This window comes from Streptomyces stelliscabiei, from assembly GCF_014873495.1.
GTDB lineage: Bacteria > Actinomycetota > Actinomycetes > Streptomycetales > Streptomycetaceae > Streptomyces > Streptomyces bottropensis.
Genome location: NZ_JADBGF010000001.1, coordinates 4,440,021 through 4,455,899, shown reverse-complemented (window position 1 = coordinate 4,455,899; position 15,879 = coordinate 4,440,021). Strand labels below are relative to the sequence as shown.

At 72.0% G+C, this 15,879-nt stretch carries 13 protein-coding genes and 1 tRNA gene; 7 read left to right on the top strand and 7 right to left on the bottom strand.

Annotated elements, in window-relative coordinates:
- Positions 1-22: 22 nt before the first annotated feature.
- Together H4687_RS19570 and H4687_RS19565 are read right to left on the bottom strand one after the other, a co-directional pair.
- The gene (locus tag H4687_RS19570) at positions 23-2,560 is read right to left on the bottom strand and encodes an ABC transporter permease (protein WP_046915601.1); all 2,538 of its coding nucleotides are present in this window, start codon (positions 2,558-2,560) and stop codon (positions 23-25) included.
- A gap of 83 nt (positions 2,561-2,643) precedes the next feature.
- Positions 2,644-3,414: an ABC transporter ATP-binding protein gene (locus H4687_RS19565; protein ID WP_020115605.1), complete on the bottom strand. Its 771-nt coding sequence runs from the start codon at positions 3,412-3,414 to the stop codon at positions 2,644-2,646.
- A 643-nt stretch (positions 3,415-4,057) separates the two neighbouring features.
- On the opposite strand from H4687_RS19565, the gene H4687_RS19560 reads away from it, so the two are divergent.
- Together H4687_RS19560 and H4687_RS19555 are read left to right on the top strand one after the other, a co-directional pair.
- Positions 4,058-4,140 (top strand) — tRNA-Leu (locus H4687_RS19560).
- A 291-nt stretch (positions 4,141-4,431) separates the two neighbouring features.
- A complete protein-coding gene (locus tag H4687_RS19555; protein WP_046915602.1) occupies positions 4,432-5,313 on the top strand; it encodes a Bax inhibitor-1/YccA family protein in 882 nt (293 codons plus the stop codon).
- 99 nt (positions 5,314-5,412) lie between these two features.
- Here H4687_RS19555 and H4687_RS19550 read toward each other — a convergent pair whose 3' ends face one another.
- On the bottom strand, positions 5,413-5,643 hold the full coding sequence (locus H4687_RS19550) for a DUF4287 domain-containing protein (protein ID WP_046915603.1): 231 nt from the start codon (positions 5,641-5,643) through the stop codon (positions 5,413-5,415).
- A 103-nt stretch (positions 5,644-5,746) separates the two neighbouring features.
- On the opposite strand from H4687_RS19550, the gene H4687_RS19545 reads away from it, so the two are divergent.
- Positions 5,747-6,058, top strand: a complete 312-nt coding sequence (locus H4687_RS19545; RefSeq protein ID WP_028797029.1) for a hypothetical protein — start codon at positions 5,747-5,749, stop codon at positions 6,056-6,058.
- Positions 6,059-6,077: 19 nt separating this feature from the next.
- Here the strand turns inward: H4687_RS19545 and H4687_RS19540 are convergent, their stop codons facing one another.
- From H4687_RS19540 to H4687_RS19530, 3 genes are all read right to left on the bottom strand, one after another.
- Positions 6,078-6,860, bottom strand: coding sequence for a hypothetical protein (locus H4687_RS19540; RefSeq protein ID WP_046915604.1), 783 nt, complete (start codon positions 6,858-6,860; stop codon positions 6,078-6,080).
- Between the two features lie 318 nt (positions 6,861-7,178).
- Positions 7,179-8,396 (bottom strand): acetyl-CoA C-acetyltransferase, encoded by a 1,218-nt coding sequence (locus H4687_RS19535; RefSeq protein WP_046915605.1) that lies wholly within the window; start codon positions 8,394-8,396, stop codon positions 7,179-7,181.
- Between the two features lie 388 nt (positions 8,397-8,784).
- Positions 8,785-9,876, bottom strand: coding sequence for an SGNH/GDSL hydrolase family protein (locus tag H4687_RS19530; RefSeq protein WP_179860102.1), 1,092 nt, complete (start codon positions 9,874-9,876; stop codon positions 8,785-8,787).
- A gap of 157 nt (positions 9,877-10,033) precedes the next feature.
- Here H4687_RS19530 and H4687_RS19525 point away from each other — a divergent pair, with 157 nt between their 5' ends.
- Positions 10,034-11,422, top strand: coding sequence for a cystathionine beta-synthase (locus tag H4687_RS19525; RefSeq protein WP_046918796.1), 1,389 nt, complete (start codon positions 10,034-10,036; stop codon positions 11,420-11,422).
- Positions 11,423-11,949: 527 nt separating this feature from the next.
- Here the strand turns inward: H4687_RS19525 and H4687_RS19520 are convergent.
- On the bottom strand, positions 11,950-12,402 hold the full coding sequence (locus H4687_RS19520; protein WP_050398363.1) for a hypothetical protein: 453 nt from the start codon (positions 12,400-12,402) through the stop codon (positions 11,950-11,952).
- A 285-nt stretch (positions 12,403-12,687) separates the two neighbouring features.
- Between H4687_RS19520 and H4687_RS19515 the strand changes: the two genes are divergently transcribed.
- From H4687_RS19515 to H4687_RS19505, 3 genes are all read left to right on the top strand, one after another.
- Positions 12,688-14,298, top strand: coding sequence for an aromatic amino acid ammonia-lyase (locus tag H4687_RS19515; RefSeq protein ID WP_050398364.1), 1,611 nt, complete (start codon positions 12,688-12,690; stop codon positions 14,296-14,298).
- On the top strand, positions 14,298-15,158 hold the full coding sequence (locus H4687_RS19510) for a MurR/RpiR family transcriptional regulator (protein WP_046918886.1): 861 nt from the start codon (positions 14,298-14,300) through the stop codon (positions 15,156-15,158). The genes H4687_RS19515 and H4687_RS19510 overlap by 1 nt, the downstream gene beginning before the upstream one ends.
- A 116-nt stretch (positions 15,159-15,274) precedes the next feature.
- A complete protein-coding gene (locus H4687_RS19505; RefSeq protein WP_192781695.1) occupies positions 15,275-15,841 on the top strand; it encodes a hypothetical protein in 567 nt (188 codons plus the stop codon).
- Positions 15,842-15,879: the final 38 nt, after the last annotated feature.

Below are 15,879 nucleotides of genomic sequence, written 5' to 3'. Positions count from 1 at the left end.
GGTCACCACCTCTCCCGCGCGGCTACTCGGCCTTGATCGCCGAGAGCATGTTGAGCTTCGCCGCGCGGCGGGCCGGCCACAGCGCGGCCAGGATGCCGACCGTGGCGGCGAGCAGGAGGAAGATCGCCATCCGGGCCCAGGGGAGGACCAGTTCGTACGTCGGCATCCTGCTGGCGAGGAGTTCGCCGGCGGCCCAGCCGAAGAAGACGCCGAGGCCGATGCCGAGGACACCGCCGAAGAGGGAGATGACGAGCGACTCCAGACGGACCATCCGCTTGATGCCCCGCCGGTCGAGACCGATCGCGCGGAGCATGCCGATCTCCTGCGAACGCTCGAAGACCGACATGGCCAGGGTGTTGATGACCCCGAGGACGGCGACGATCACGGCCATGGCCAGCAGGCCGTAGAGCATGTTCAGCATCAGCGTGAACATCTGCGCGATGTCGTCGGAGAGGTCCTGGCCGCTCTGGACCTTGATCGCCGGGTTCTCGCCGAGGGCCTTCTCCAGCCGGTCCTTGGTGGCGTCGGAGGCGCCCGCCGAGGTCTTGACCATGACCATCATGTCGGCCGGGTCGGCGGAGGCCGGCAGCCGCCCGGAGAGCGTGGCGTTGTCCAGGAGGATGCCCCGGATCACTTCGTTGCTCTCGTAGACCCCGGCGACCGTCAGCTTCTGCTTCTCGCCGCCCTCGAAGCCGGCGGTGAACTCCGAGCCGGCCTTCCAGCCGCGCCGGGCGGCGGTGTCCGCGTCCACGACGACGTCCGAGCCGCCGACCCTGAACGTCCCTTCGTCGACGGGCAGGTCGGTGACCTTGCCGATGGCCGCGCCGTTCACGCCCGTGAGGTACTCGGTCTCGTCCCCGATGCGGGACTCGGCGTTGCGCAGCGGGGAGACGGCGGTGACGCCCTCGGTGGCGGACAGCTTCTTCTCCACGTCCGGGGAGAGGAAGCTGCCGCTGGTCATCGAGACGACGTAGTCCGCCTTGATCGCGTCGGCGGCCATCCTGGCGATGGCCTGCTGCAGGCTGCCCGCCATCACCGTCATCCCGGTGATCAGCGTCAGGCCGATCATCAGCGCCGAGGCGGTCGCTGCGGTGCGGCGCGGATTGCGCACGGAGTTCTGCCGGGCGAGCTTGCCGGAGATCCCGAAGACCCGCATGAGGGGTGCCGCGGCGGCGATCAGCGGGCGGGAGAGGAGGGGCGTGAGGACGAAGACACCGATGATCAGGAGGACCGCGCCGATGCCCATCGGCGCCTGGCCGTCCGAGCCGTCCATCGTGGTGGCGTACAGGACGGTGGCCACGCCCGCGCCCGCCAGCAGCGCGCCGATCGTGTTCCGCACGACGAGCGACTTGGCCGTCGCCTTCGCGTGGACGCTGCTCATGGCGGCGACCGGCGGGATCCTCGCGGCGCGGCGGCCCGGCAGCCAGGCGGCCACCATGGTGATCAGTACGCCGACCAGAAGGGCGGTGACGACGGTGCCGGGGGAGACCACCAGCGGGCCGTCCGGGACGGTCTCGCCGAGCGTGCTGATCAGGGCCCGCATCCCGGCGCCGATGCCGACACCGGCGGCGAGACCGGTGACCGCGGCGACCGTGCCCACCACGAACGCCTCGATCAGCACGGACCGCGTCACCTGGCGGCGGGAGGCGCCGACCGCGCGCAGCAGCGCCAGCTCCTTGGTGCGCTGGGCGACGAGCATCGTGAAGGTGTTGGCGATGATGAACGTGCCCACGAACAGGGCGATCCCGGCGAAGACCAGCAGCGCGTTCTTCATGCCGCTCATCTGGGCGGCGATCTGCGTGGCCTGCTGGTCGGCGAGCTGCCGGCCGGTGATGGTGGACGCGGTGTCCTCGGGGAGCACCTGGTCGATGGCCTTGCGCAGCTGGGTCTGGCTGGTGCCGTCCGCCGCGGTGACGGCGATCTCGTCGTACTCGCCCTCGTCGTGGAACAGCTTCTGCGCGGTCGCCGTGTCGAACAGGGCGAGGCTGCCGCCGGCCGCCACATTGCCGTCGTCGGTCGTGAAGATCCCGGCCACGGTGGGGGTGAGGACCGGACCGTCGACGGACATCCGGATGGTGTCGCCCACCTCGTAGCCGGCCCGCTTCGCGGTCTCCGCGTCGATGGCGACCTCGTCCGCGCCCTTGGGCGCGGCGCCGTCCTCGATCGGATAGCGGGGGTCGTCCGTGCCCCAGAAGTTCCCGCCCTGCGACTGGAAGCCGCCGCCGATCAGCTCGCCGTCCTTGTCGGCGAGGGCGGCGAACCCGCTCACCACACCGATGGCCGACTCGGCGCCGGGCACCCCCTCGACCTTCTTCAGCAGCTCGGGCGTGAGCTTCGGCTGCTCGGCGACGGTGTCGCCCTCGTCCGGCCGGTACCCCGACTGGACCGCGACGTCCACGTGGTCGAAGCCCTTGGCCGAACTCTTCTGCAGCGCGTCCGAGATGGTGTTCGTGAAGACCAGCGTGCCCGACACGAAGGCGACGCCGAGCATCACCGCGAGCACGGTCATGAGAAGCCTGGCCTTGTGCGAGAGCACGTTGCGCAGGGCGGTACGGAACATGAGTGGGTTCCCTGTCAGGGGTCGGAGGGGTGAGGACGGGGTGTGGTCGAGCGCTGTCCGCCGGGCGGACTCTCCGAACTCCCCTAGCTCGTACGGCCCTTGCTGTCGAACTTCTTCATGCGGTCCAGGACGGAGTCGGCCGTCGGCTCGTGGATCTCGTCCACGAGGCGTCCGTCGGCGAGGAAGACGACCCGGTCCGCGTACGCCGCGGCCACCGGGTCGTGCGTCACCATCACCACGGTCTGCCCCAACTGCCGTACGGAGTTGCGCAGGAAGCCCAGCACCTCGGCACCCGACCGCGAGTCGAGGTTCCCGGTCGGCTCGTCCCCGAAGATGATGTCCGGGCGGGAGGCGAGCGCCCGGGCGACGGCCACGCGCTGCTGCTGGCCGCCGGAGAGCTGGGCGGGCCGGTGGCTCAGCCGGTCGGCGAGGCCCACCATCCGGATCACGGTGTCCAGCCACTGCTTGTCCGGCTTGCGGCCCGCGATGTCCATCGGGAGGGTGATGTTCTCCATCGCCGTCAGCGTCGGCAGCAGGTTGTACGCCTGGAAGATGAAGCCGATCTTGTCCCGACGCAACTTGGTGAGCTGCTTGTCCTTCAGCGAACCCAGCTCGGTGTCGCCGATGCGGACGGACCCGGCCGAGAAGGTGTCCAGGCCCGCGACACAGTGCATCAGCGTGGACTTGCCGGAGCCCGAGGGACCCATGATCGCGGTGAACTGGGCCTGCCGGAAGTCGATGGAGACCTGGTCCAGCGCGACCACCCGGGTCTCGCCCTGTCCGTAGACCTTCGACAGTTCCGTGGCGCGGGCGGCCACGACGGTGGCCCGGTCGGCGAGGGGAGTGGTGGTCACGGGTGGGAACTCCTTGCGGGGCGGCGACGGTCGAGGAGGCGGAGAGACGGCCGGCGCGCGCCGGGTCGTGCCGCGCGGCATGCCGGAAGCCGTTCGCTTCGTGATGCCTCCATCGTCCCGACGCGAGGGCGCCGTGTAGTCAGCCGCTGTCCTGGTTCCGGGGGCAGACTTCTGACGGACGGCCGGGCGGCGCGTCATACCTGGGGATGACGGCCGGGTCCGACCGGAGAGCGGGCCGTCCGCCGTGACCACCGGCGCGCGCCGGGCGGCTGTGACCGGGCCGCTGTGACCGGGCCGCTGTGACCTGGCCGACGCGCCGCCGGGCCGCTGTGGCCGGCCCGCTGGGGATTCGTGTCCGATTCGAGGGGCCGTCAGATCCCGTTCGCGGACCGTCATGACCGACCAGAGTCGTCGCGTCACCGCGCGTGTCCTCGGTGGGGCGCTCGTTCGGGCGGTGAAATTCCGTCATTCCGCATACGCCCGGTCGGACCGTCGGGAAGGCTACTGGCAAGTGCGGATGGCGCGTTCCGTGGGCTGATGCACCCTCAGACGTCAATAAAATAAGACAACATCGGTCCGCCGGTCGACTGTTCGGGGGAAGCCTCCCGATAGGCTCGGAAGCTCAGCGCGGAGCCCATGGCCTGCCCGGATGGTGGAATGCAGACACGGCGAGCTTAAACCTCGCTGCCCCTCGCGGGCGTACCGGTTCAAGTCCGGTTCCGGGCACCTCCGACCAAAATCGCACATTTTCGCTCATATCCTCACATGCCGCCCTCGGGTGGGCCGCGCCCGGGAGGCGCGTGACGGTGTGGGCGCGTCCGTGGTTGATCTCCGGACGATTGCGGGCCCGTACCGGGTTGGTCATGGGTGAGGGCGGGCGGGCCGGGGAATCACCTGGACGCGTAGCGTGTTCGATGACAAGGGCAGGGAAAGATCCTCCCCAAGCAGTAGAGTCAATCCTTTGCCTACCTATTACTCTTGAGCCAAGGCCACGCAGGGTGGCCATGGAGGAGTGAAATGAGGAGCAGCAACCCGGTCTTCTCGCGACGGGGGTTCAGCCGCGACAACGGCTACGCGGGCTTCAACACCGCGCCGCAGGCCGGGGGAGCAGCTGTCGGCACCCAGGGCAACCCCTACGCCCAGCAGGGCGGCAACCCGTACGCGACCAACCCGTACGCCCAGCAGGACGTGCAGCACGGCGTCCCGCCGCAGGCTCCGGCCCGCACGGGCGCCATGACCATGGACGACGTGGTCATGCGCTCGGCCATGACGCTCGGCACGGTCGTCGTCGGCGCGGTCCTCGCCTGGGCCCTCCTGCCGGTGTCGTCCACGAGCTACGGCCTGGCCATCGGCGCCGCGCTCGTCGCCTTCGTCCTGGCGATGGTGCAGTCCTTCAAGCGCAAGGCCTCGCCCGCGCTGATCCTGTCCTACGCGGCCTTCGAGGGTGTCTTCCTCGGCGTGCTCAGCGAGATGTTCAACTCGCGGTGGAACGGCGCGCCCTTCCAGGCCGTGCTCGGCACCATGGCCGTCTCCGGCGCCACCCTCCTGGTCTACCGGGCGGGCTGGATCCGGGTGACCGCGCGGTACGCCCGTATCGGTATGACCATCGCGATCGCCTTCGTGCTGGTCATGGCGGTCAACCTGCTGCTCGTCGTCTTCGGGGTCGCCCCGGACGGCGGACTGCGCAACATGGGCGCGCTCGGCGCGGCCGTCAGCATCCTCGCGATCCTGCTCGGCGCCTTCTTCCTGACCCTCGACTTCAAGCAGATCGAGGACGGCATCGCCTACGGCGCCCCGCGCGAGGAGGCCTGGCTGGCCGCGTTCGGCCTGACCATGACCCTCGTGTGGATCTACGTCGAGATGCTCCGCCTGGTCGCCATCTTCAGCGGCGACGACTAGGAGTGACGCTCTGGGGCCGGGACTGATCCGTCCCCACCCGCGCGTCGAAGGGCCCCCGAACCAGCCGGTTCGGGGGCCCTTCACAGGTTCTCGGCGGCTTCAACGGAGCTTCCGCGCGGCCCTCCTCAGGTCGTACTCGTGAACGATCGCTTTGGCGTGCCCGTACGCGAGGTCGTACTCGTGCCGGAGCCAGCTGACCTTCTCCTCGAAGTTGGGGAGAGCGGGGCCTTCGTCGACTTTGCGGAGCCAGTCGGAGACTTCACGACCGGTGCAATGGGGGATGCGGGCGAGCAGGTTGCGATGGGTCTCCTCGGAGAAGACTTGGGACATCGGCGCCTCCGGACGAAAGGGAATGTAAGCCGGTCCTTCAGGTCACGTTGCCTGAGTGGCGGCCTGTTGGCAACAGTCCGGTGAGGGCGCGTACTCTCGCGGCGTGCTTGATACGACGCCGTTGACCCGTGCCGTGGACCATTTCGCCGACCGGTTGCGGGCAGCGCCGCAGAGCCGGCTGCAGCGGGGGGCCGCCGCGGAGGCGCTGGCGCTGGCCCGGGAGATGGCGCTGCGGGCCCAGCGGCTGGAGGCACCGGGCACGGACGCCCGCCAGATGCCGGACGTGGGGATGTTCGCTGCGGCCGATCAGGTCATGGTCGCCGGGAACGATCTCGCGCTGGTGCTCGGCGACGAGAACGCGGTGGCGGAGGCCGTGGCGCTGGTGGAGGAGGCTCAGCGGCGCGCCGGGGTGTGAGGCGCGGGCGCGGTGCCCTCTACAGCGACGCGATGACCCGGTCCGCCAGGATGTAGACCATGTCGTCGCCGCACTCGAACGTGAGGGTGTACGCGCCCGAGATGCCCGAGCCGCCCAGAAGGACCGGGGTGGCACCGCTCTGGAGGGCCGTGGCCAGGCGTTCGGCGGTCTCGCGGTGGCCGGGGGTCATGCAGAGCGTGGTGCCGTCGGCGAAGACGTAGACGTCGAGGGTGCCGAGGGGGCCGGGACGGACGTCGGCCAGCTCGGTGCGGGAGGCGGCGAGGTCCTCCAGGCAGGCGACCGTGCGCTCGTGGTCGTTGGTGACGGGCGACTGCACCGGCACGAAGTCGGGGTGCGAGGGGTGCCGGCGGCGGGCCGCGGCCAGCTCCGCCGAGTCCGGGGCGTACTCGTCGCCCTCCAGGCTCTGCTCGATCACCGGCTCCAGGTGCTCCAGGCCCGCGAAGTCGGACTGCCGAGGCATGAACAGGTCGCTGTCGGGCAGTCCCAGCAGGGAGGGCGCGTCGGAGACGTCACGGGACTCCTGGGCGGCCCAGAACGCCCTCGCCTCGGCCAGCTCACGCTCCCGCTCCTCGGCGAGTGCCTCGGCGACGGCGGCGCGTATCTCCTCCGTGTCGCCGGCCGGCCGGGCGGCCGGCACCGGCGCGCGCACCCCGGCGGCCCGGCTCTCGGCCAGCTCGGTGCGCAGGGCAGCGACCTGTCGGCGCAGCCCCGTGAGGCTGCGCAGGACGGCGACGCCCACGGCCGCGGTGGCGGCCGTGGTGAGCAGCAAGGCGATCGGCATAGCGCTCACTGACGTACTCCCGGTTCAAAGTCGACCCCCGACTTCCTACATCAGCTTGAAGGGCGGACTAACCAGCTGTCAGTGCGTAACGTCACGAATCGGGCAGGAATCTGGGCTCGATGTTTGGTGGTGAAACGACTCTGACCTGCGTAAATCCCTCCCCGAAGGGAGATAGGTCACATCCTGGGGGAGATTGGATCACAAAACGGCCCGGAGCCCTTGGGACATCGGGACTCCGGGCCATGGCATCGCGGTGCGCGTTCGAACGGTCACGGCTCCGCGTGCGGGCGGCGGGCCGGTCTCAGGTGCGGGCCGGTCTCAGCTGAGGCGCTCGATGACCATCGCCATGCCCTGACCGCCGCCGACGCACATCGTCTCCAGGCCGAACTGCTTGTCGTGGAACTGGAGGGAGTTGATGAGCGTGCCGGTGATGCGGGCGCCGGTCATGCCGAAGGGGTGGCCGACGGCGATGGCGCCGCCGTTCACGTTCAGCTTGTCCAGCGGGATGTCCAGGTCGCGGTAGGAGGGGATCACCTGGGCGGCGAAGGCCTCGTTGATCTCGAACAGGTCGATGTCGCCGACGGTGAGACCCGCACGGGACAGGGCCTGCTTCGACGCCTCCACCGGGCCGTAGCCCATGATCTCGGGGGAGAGGCCGGAGACGCCGGTGGAGACGATCCGGGCGAGCGGGGTGAGCCCGAGGTCCCGCGCCTTGGTGTCGGACATGATGACCAGCGCGGCGGCGCCGTCGTTCAGCGGGCAGCAGTTGCCGGCGGTGACCAGGCCGTCCTCGCGGAAGACCGGCTTGAGGCCCTGCACGGCCTCCAGGGTGACGCCCGCGCGCGGGCCGTCGTCCTTGCTGACGACCGTGCCGTCGGGCAGGGTCACCGGGGTGATCTCGCGCTCCCAGAAGCCCTTGCCGATGGCCTCCTCGGCGAGGTTCTGCGAGCGGACGCCGAACTCGTCCATGTCCTCGCGGGTCACGCCCCACTGACGGGCCAGGTTCTCGGCGGTCTGCCCCATCGCGATGTACGGGTCGGGGAGCAGGCCGTCCTCGCGCGGGTCGTGCCAGGACGCGCCGACCGACTTCGAGACGGCCTCCGTGCGGGCCTCGGCCTCGGCGAAGAGGGGGTTGCGGGCCGTGGGGATGTCGCTCGTGCCGCGCGCGGTGCTGCTGACGACCTCCACGCCCGCGGAGATGAAGACGTCGCCCTCGCCGGCCTTGATGGCGTGCAGGGCCATGCGGGAGGTCTGGAGCGAGGAGGAACAGTAACGGGTGACCGTGCAGCCCGGCAGGTGGTCCATGCCCAGCTGTACGGCGACGATACGGCCCAGGTTGTGGCCCTGCTCGCCGCCGGGGAGGCCGCAGCCGAGCATCAGGTCGTCGATGTCCCTCGGGTCCAGCTCCGGGACCTTCGCGAGGGCGGCGGCGACGATCGTGGCGGTCAGGTCGTCCGGGCGCAGGTCCTTCAGCGAGCCCTTGAAAGCACGGCCGATGGGGGAGCGGGCGGCTGAGACGATCACGGCTTCGGGCATCACGGCTCCATTGGCATGCGACGGAAAGCAGGGCTGTGGGGGAAGTTACCCGTACGTATGGGCGGGGTCACGGGTAGTCGGGTGTGACTCCGACCGCACTTTTCTAAGCGCTTGCTTTTTTGGTTGGGGCGCCTCATGGCTCGGGGGTGCGGGTTCGTCGGCGGGCGCGGGTCCGGTGGGGCTTCTCGCAGTCCCCGCGCCCCTGAAAAGCAGGGGCTGCGCCCCGTGCTTTCAGGTCGACCGGGCCTGATGCTTTCAGGCCCGCAGGGGCCTGGTCCTTCAGGGGCGGGGGGAACTGCGCGAGAAGCCCCCACGCACCCGCACTCGCCCGGCCACCGCGCGCGCCAGGCCACCGCACTTGCCCGGCCACCGCGCGCGCCCCGACCCACTAGGCGCCCGGCTGCGCCTCCGCCGTGGCGTCCGGCGCCGGGTCCGACACCGGCACCCGCCGCCGACGCCGCCGCTTGAGCAGAGCCCATGGCCCACGCGGCCCCGTGGGCATCGCGGCCGTCACCTCGGTGCCGGGCTCGGAGGCCGCCTCCGCAGCCGCGCGGGCCACCGGCAGGAAACCCTCGCGGCGGCTGACGTCCGGCCGCTCCTCGTCCGCCGGCCACAGGCCCAGCGCCGCGCACACCGTCGGCAGCAGGGCCATCGCGGCGGTCGCGTAGCCCTCGGCGGAGGGGTGGTAGTTGTCGGGGCCGAACAACTCCCGGGGGTTCTGTTCGAACTCGGGGCCGAGAAGGTCGCCCAGCGACACGGTGCGGCCGCCCTGCTCGACGGTTCCGATCGTCTGGGCGGCCGCCAGCTGCCGCGAGGCCCGGCGGGCGAGCCAGCGCAACGGCTGCTGCACGAGCTCGATCGTGCCGAGGTCGGGACAGGTGCCGACCACCACCTCGGCCCCGGCCGTCCGCAGCCGCCGTACCGCCGCCGAGAGGTGACGGACGGACCGGGTCGGGGGCATCCGGTGGGTCACGTCGTTGGCCCCGATCATGATCACGCACACGTCGGGAACCTGGGCCGGATCCTCCAGCACCAGCGCGACCTGGCGGTCGAGGTCGTCCGACTGGGCACCCGGCAGGGCCACGTTCCGCAGCCGCACCGGCCGCTCGGCCACCGCCGCGAGCCCCGAGGCGATGAGGGCCCCCGGAGTCTGCCGGGAGCGGTGCACGCCCTGGCCGGCGGCCGTGGAGTCGCCGAGCATGACGAGGCGGAGCGGGGGATCGTCAGGGGCGTCGTACGAACTGCCGTACGAGTCGTAGCCGTAGGCGCGGCCGTACCGGCTGCCGTGCGTGTGGCCGTACACACCCTCCGCGCTCGGCGGGTGGGGGCTGTGCCCGTTGCCCACGACCCGCTTGGCCATCCGTACCTCGGCAAGCACCACGCCCACGGCGGCGGCGCCCAGCAGCCCGATGCCGCCCCCGCCGTACGCCGCGCCCGCCGCGATGCGGCGGGCCACCCGTGCTCTCGACATGCTCGTCATGCGTCGCCGCCACCTCCTCGTACCCGTACCCACTCATTGCCCCGTACCGGCCCTCGGTCAATCCCGACGACGGGTGAACAGGGAGGAGAAGAGTGAGGGTGGGGCTTAGGCTGGCGGAACATTACGACCATCCCTTTTTGCGGCTCCGGAGACAACGGTGCAATTTCACGACTCGATGATCAGCCTCGTCGGCAACACCCCGCTGCTGAGGCTCAACAGCGTGACCGAGGGCATTCAGGCGACCGTCCTGGCCAAGGTCGAGTACTTCAACCCCGGCGGTTCCGTGAAGGACCGCATCGCGCTGCGCATGATCGAGGCGGCGGAGAAGAGCGGGGAGCTGCAGCCCGGCGGCACGATCGTCGAGCCCACCAGCGGAAACACCGGCGTGGGGCTCGCCATCGTGGCCCAGCAGAAGGGGTACAAGTGCATCTTCGTGTGCCCCGACAAGGTGAGCACCGACAAGATCAACGTGCTGCGGGCCTACGGCGCCGAGGTCGTGGTCTGCCCCACGGCGGTCGCCCCCGAGCACCCCGACTCGTACTACAACGTCTCCGACCGGCTGGTCCGCGAGACGCCCGGCGCCTGGAAGCCGGACCAGTACTCCAACCCGAACAACCCGCTCTCCCACTACCACTCGACCGGCCCTGAGCTGTGGGAGCAGACGGAGGGGCGGATCACGCACTTCGTGGCGGGCGTGGGCACCGGCGGCACCATCTCCGGCACCGGCCGCTACTTGAAGGACGCCAGCGACGGCCGCGTCCAGGTCATCGGCGCCGACCCCGAGGGGTCCGTGTACTCGGGCGGCTCCGGACGGCCGTACCTCGTGGAGGGCGTCGGTGAGGACTTCTGGCCGACCGCCTACGACCGGACCGTCGCCGACGAGATCGTCGCCGTGTCCGACAAGGACTCGTTCCAGATGACCCGCCGCCTCGCCAAGGAGGAGGGTCTGCTCGTGGGCGGCTCCTGCGGCATGGCCGTGGTCGCCGCGCTGGAGGTCGCCGGGCGGCTCGGCCCGGACGACGTCGTGGTCGTCCTGCTGCCCGACAGCGGGCGCGGCTACCTCAGCAAGATCTTCAACGACGAGTGGATGGCCGACTACGGCTTCCTGGAGGACGAGGGTCCGAGCGCGCGCGTCGCCGACGTCCTGAACGACAAGGTGCACGGCGCCATCCCCTCTCTCGTCCACATGCACCCGGACGAGACAGTCGGCCAGGCCATCGAGGTGCTGCGCGAGTACGGCGTCTCGCAGATGCCGATCGTGAAGCCGGGCGCCGGTCACCCGGACGTCATGGCCGCCGAGGTGGTCGGGTCCGTCGTCGAACGGGAGCTGCTGGACGCCCTGTTCACCCAGCGCGCCTCGCTCGACGACCCGCTGGAGAAGCACATGTCGGCACCGCTGCCGCAGGTCGGCTCCGGTGAGCCGGTGGGCGACCTGATGTCCGTGCTCGGCAGGGCGGACGCGGCGATCGTGCTGGTCGAGGGCAAGCCGACCGGTGTCGTCAGCCGGCAGGACCTGCTCGCGTTCCTCGCCAAGGGCGGGGTGTAGCGGCAGGAGCGCCGCCGGCGGCTGCGTCGGCGGCGGCGTGCCGGACGCCCGACGCCCCACGTGCCGGACGCCGGGCGCGGGACGTGCCGGACGCCGGACGCCGGACGCCGGACGCGGGACGTGCCGGACGCCGGACGCCGGACGCCGGATGTGCCGAACCCCGGCCGCGGAGGCGAAATGCCCGCAAAGGGCCCCCTGTGTCGAAAATTGTTGCGAGGTGAGGGTTTGACTTCGCAGAAGTGGTACGAGCGCGTCACGTCCGCGCAGCACTCGCTTAACACGGGTCCGGCACATTGGTGGGTGTCGGCAGGGCGGGAGCGGCTCCCCGCCCCGGCCGACGACCGAAACGGCGTCAAGGACCTCCGGAGCGGCTCCCGGACCTCCATGGACGCCACGGACGCGTAAGCCCGGTCCTGACCCGGCCCGCGTCCCCCGCGGGGACCGCCGTCGTCCCGCCCCCCGTCACACGGGGGTGCGGCGGTCCCCGCGCAGATCTCTTCCGGGCTCTTCCGGAAACCCTGTGCGGGTCACCCCTCCCAGTCCGGGTCGCCGCCCTTTCCTCCGCGCCGGCGCAGGACCGACGAACCGCGCAGCGCCCAGGCCAGGTTCACGCCCACGATGCCCGCCCAGGTCACGAAGAGGCCGCGCAGGTCGGCCACGCCGCCGCCGATGCCCGACAGGGGGATGGCGACGACGAGCGAGACGACCCCGAAGCCGTAGCGCTCGCCCCAGCCGTCGGTCGACGTCGACTTGGGGGCGCCGCTGCCCCGGGCCACCACCATCTGCTGCTCGGCGACCTGACGCCGGACCCGGCGGTCCACCACCGCGTCGATGCGCTGGTCTACCTTCTCCAGGAACGAGTCGACGAGCGCGGACTCGTAGTCCTCGCCCAGCTCCCGGCGGGCGTGCAGGGTGGCGGAGAGTTCCTTCTTCAGCTCGGTGTCCCCGAGCCGGGTGTCACGAGCATCCATACCGGTCATGCTCTTCACGGTAGGGAGCCGGGGGGCGCCTGGCACTGGGGTTAGCCCCCCTGTTGGCGCACCGGTCTCCCGCCGTGGCCCCGGCCCCGCCCTCCCGGCGCGTCGTCGCTCCCGCCCGTCCCTCCCCGCCCGTTTCCTGTGCGCCCGTCCCTGTGCCGGGTTCCTGGTGTCCGGCAATCACTGCCCGGCATCTCTTGCCCAGCCTGTATAGCCTCATGCAGAGTTCTCAGTGTCTGAATATCCGGCGTCTGGGCGCCCGGTGTCCGTACGGGGCTGGAGGCTGCGGTGAAGTCCTCTCCGATCGTGGGCGCGTCGGACGCCCCCGCCGTCGCCGTGGCGGCCGTTCCGGCCGGTCTCGTCGTCCTCGACGGGCATGCCGTCAAGGTCGCCGACATCGTCCGGCTCGCCGACGGGAGCGCGCGGCCCGTGCCCGGCAGTGAGGCGATGCGCCGGGTCGAGGAGTCCTGGGACGCGGCCCGGCAGATCGCGGCGACCGGACGGGTGTACGGCCGCTCCACCGGCGTCGGCGCCAACCGCAGCGAGGACGTGCCCACCGAGGCCGCCGCCGAACACGGTCTGCGGCTGCTGCGCAGCCACGCGGGGGCCATCGGGGAGGAGCTGCCCGCCCGGCAGGTCCGGGCCATGCTCGCCGTCCGCGCCAACCAGCTGCTCGCGGGCGGCGCCGGGCTGCGGCCGAGCGTGGTCACGGCGCTCTGCGAGGCGCTGGAGAGCGGGGCGTACCCCGTGGTGAACGAGTTCGGGTCCGTCGGTACGGGGGACATCGCGGCGCTGGCCCAGATGGGGCTGGCACTGGCGGGGGAGCATCCGTGGCGCGGGCCGGGAGTGGGCGGGGCGCGGGCGGGCGGGGCGGCCGGGGCGCGGTTCGAGGCCGGCTCCGGGGTGCCCGAGGCGCAGCCGCTCGACAACAACGACGCCCTCGCGCTGATCAGCAGCAACGCGCTCACCCTCGGACAGGCCGCGCTCGCGCTCCACGAGTTGCGGGGCCTGATCGCCGCCACGCAGGTCGTCGCCGCGCTGTCGCTGCTCGCCGTCGACGGCTCGCACGAGGCGTACGCGGCGCCCGTGCACCTCGCGCGCCCCCACCGGGGGTCGCGCGAAGTGGCCCGGCGCATGCGGGAGCTGATCGGGGCGTCCGACCGGCCCACGCCCCCGCTGGGCCGGATCCAGGACCCGTACGGCTTCCGGTGCCTCCCGCAGATCCACGGGCCCGCGCTGGACGCGGCGGACGCGCTGGAAGGCGTCCTGGAGGTGGAGATCAACGCGGCGGCGGAGAACCCGCTGATCTGCCCCGAGGACATGGCCGCCTACCACCACGGCGGCTTCTACCAGGCCCAACTCGCCCTCGCCCTGGACCACTTCAGACTCGCCGTGACACAGGTGGCGCGGCTGTCGACCTCCCGGCTCTCCTCGCTCAACGAGCCCGCCTACACCCGGCTGCGCCCCTTCCTCGCCGATCACGAGCCCGCCTCCTCGGGCGTGATGATCCTGGAGTACGCCGCCGGAGCCGCCCTCGGTGATCTGCGCGCCTTCTCCGCTCCCGCGTCGCTCGGGCACGCTGTACTCTCCCGGGGCGTCGAGGAACAGGCCAGCTTCGCCTCGCTCGCCGCCCGGCAGACGCTGCGGGCGTGCGGCGCGTACCGGCTGGTCGTCGGCTGCGAACTGGTCGCCGCGGTGCGGGCGTTGCGCCAACGGGACCTGCGGCCTGATCCCGCACTGCCCGTCGGACGGGCGCTGGAACTGGCCGAGACCGTGCTCGACGCGGACCCGGCCGACCGGCCGCTGACGGCCGACGTGAGCGCGGCGGCCGTACTGCTCGACCGGTTCACCGAGATCTGGACGGACGTCCAGGCGGATCCACCGAGGGGGAGCGCGTGATGAGCGCGGACAAGGGCACGGGCGTGACGGACAGTCTCGCCGCGCGGCTGCAGGCGCTCTTCGAGGGCCACCGGCTGACGCCCACGCAGCGGCGCATCGCCCACAGCATGGTGCGACGGGCGGCCGACGCGCCGTTCCTGTCCAGCGTCGAACTGGCGGAGCTGGCCGGGGTCAGCCAGCCGTCCGTGACCCGCTTCGCGGTGGCGCTGGGCTTCGACGGCTACCCGGCGCTGCGCCGGCACCTGCGGGACGTCGCGCCCGCCGAGCCCGCCCCGGACACCACCGCGTACAACGAGTACCAGCAGGCCGTCGAGGCCGAGATCGAGAACCTGCGGCATCTGGCCGAGGTGCTCGCCGACCCCGGGCCGGTCGCGCGGGCCGGGCGTCTGCTGGCCGCGTCCCGCCCGCTGCCGGTGCTCGGACTGCGGGCCGCGGCCTCCCAGGCGTACGGCTTCGGCTACTTCGCCGCCAAGGTCCACCCCGACGTACGGCTGCTGCACGAGGGCGGCAGCATGCTGCACGACCGTATCGACGCGGCCGTACGCGCGGGCGCGAGCGCCCTGCTCTGCTTCGCGCTGCCCCGGCATCCGCGCGAGGTCGTCGAGACCCTGGCGTACGCCAAGGAGGCGGGCCTCTTCGTCGTCACCGTCGCCGACTCCGCGTTCGCGCCCGTCGCCAAGGTCTCCGACCTGCTGCTGCCCGCCGCCGTCGGCACCGGGCTCGCCTTCGACACCGCCTGCGCCCCGATGCTGCTGGGTCGGGTGCTCCTGGAGGCCATGTGCGACGACCTGCCGGAGGCCCAGGCCCGGCTGGAGGAGTTCGACGCGAGGGCGGCGAGCAGGGGCCTGTTCGTCGAGTAGCCCTCCCGGCCGCTCCCGGCCGGGAGATTCCGGCGATTCTCAGACGTGTTTCACGTTCGCCGGATAGCGTGCCGGCGATTGTCGTACGACGTCGGGTTCGCGGGAGGCGGGGAAGCGTGGCGCGCGGAGGGCAGGGGCTTGGTCGGGTGGCCGTGGTGGTGCGGGCCGGGGCGGCGCCGCTGTGGTGGCTGGGAGTGGTCGCGGCGGGGGCCGGGGTGGTGCCGCCGGGGCTGAGCGGCCGGCGGATCGGTGTGCTGGCCGGGGCGGCGCTGTTCCTCGTCGCCGCCGGCGCGGTGGCGTGGGCCCGGCGCGGCCGGTATCTCGCGCCGGAGCGCGCGGCCGTGCGCGCCGGCAAGCACGACGTCCTCCAGGACCGTGCCGTGACCCTGCGCAACTGGCGCCGAGGTCACCGCTGGTGGCTGCTGCTCGCCTTCGCGCTCGCCCTCGGCTCGTCCTTCGCGCTCCCCGCGGCGGGCGGCCTGCTCCTCACCGGACTCGGCACCGGCCTCCGCCTCAAGGCGGCCTGGCTCGGCCGCCGTGAACTCGCCGCGGGCCGGCTCCACTGGGTGCCCGTGGACCGGCTGTCCGCGCGGGGCGGCAGGCCCACGGGCGCCCGGGTGGGCGGATACCGGGTCACCGGGCTCGGCGCGGGTGACGCGGCGCCCGGCGGCGGGCGGCGGTAGACCGCTCCCGCTGGGCGCCCACCCGGCCCGGACCCGGG

Coding starts and splice junctions, on each gene's coding strand:
- H4687_RS19550 (WP_046915603.1), bottom strand. CDS start 5,643: ATGTCCCAAGTCTTCTCCGAGGAGACCCATCGCAACCTGCTCGCCCGC.
- H4687_RS19520 (WP_050398363.1), bottom strand. CDS start 12,402: ATGACCGGTATGGATGCTCGTGACACCCGGCTCGGGGACACCGAGCTG.
- H4687_RS19540 (WP_046915604.1), bottom strand. CDS start 6,860: ATGCCGATCGCCTTGCTGCTCACCACGGCCGCCACCGCGGCCGTGGGC.
- H4687_RS19535 (WP_046915605.1), bottom strand. CDS start 8,396: ATGCCCGAAGCCGTGATCGTCTCAGCCGCCCGCTCCCCCATCGGCCGT.
- H4687_RS19555 (WP_046915602.1), top strand. CDS start 4,432: ATGAGGAGCAGCAACCCGGTCTTCTCGCGACGGGGGTTCAGCCGCGAC.
- H4687_RS19570 (WP_046915601.1), bottom strand. CDS start 2,560: ATGTTCCGTACCGCCCTGCGCAACGTGCTCTCGCACAAGGCCAGGCTT.
- H4687_RS19530 (WP_179860102.1), bottom strand. CDS start 9,876: ATGACGAGCATGTCGAGAGCACGGGTGGCCCGCCGCATCGCGGCGGGC.
- H4687_RS19510 (WP_046918886.1), top strand. CDS start 14,298: ATGAGCGCGGACAAGGGCACGGGCGTGACGGACAGTCTCGCCGCGCGG.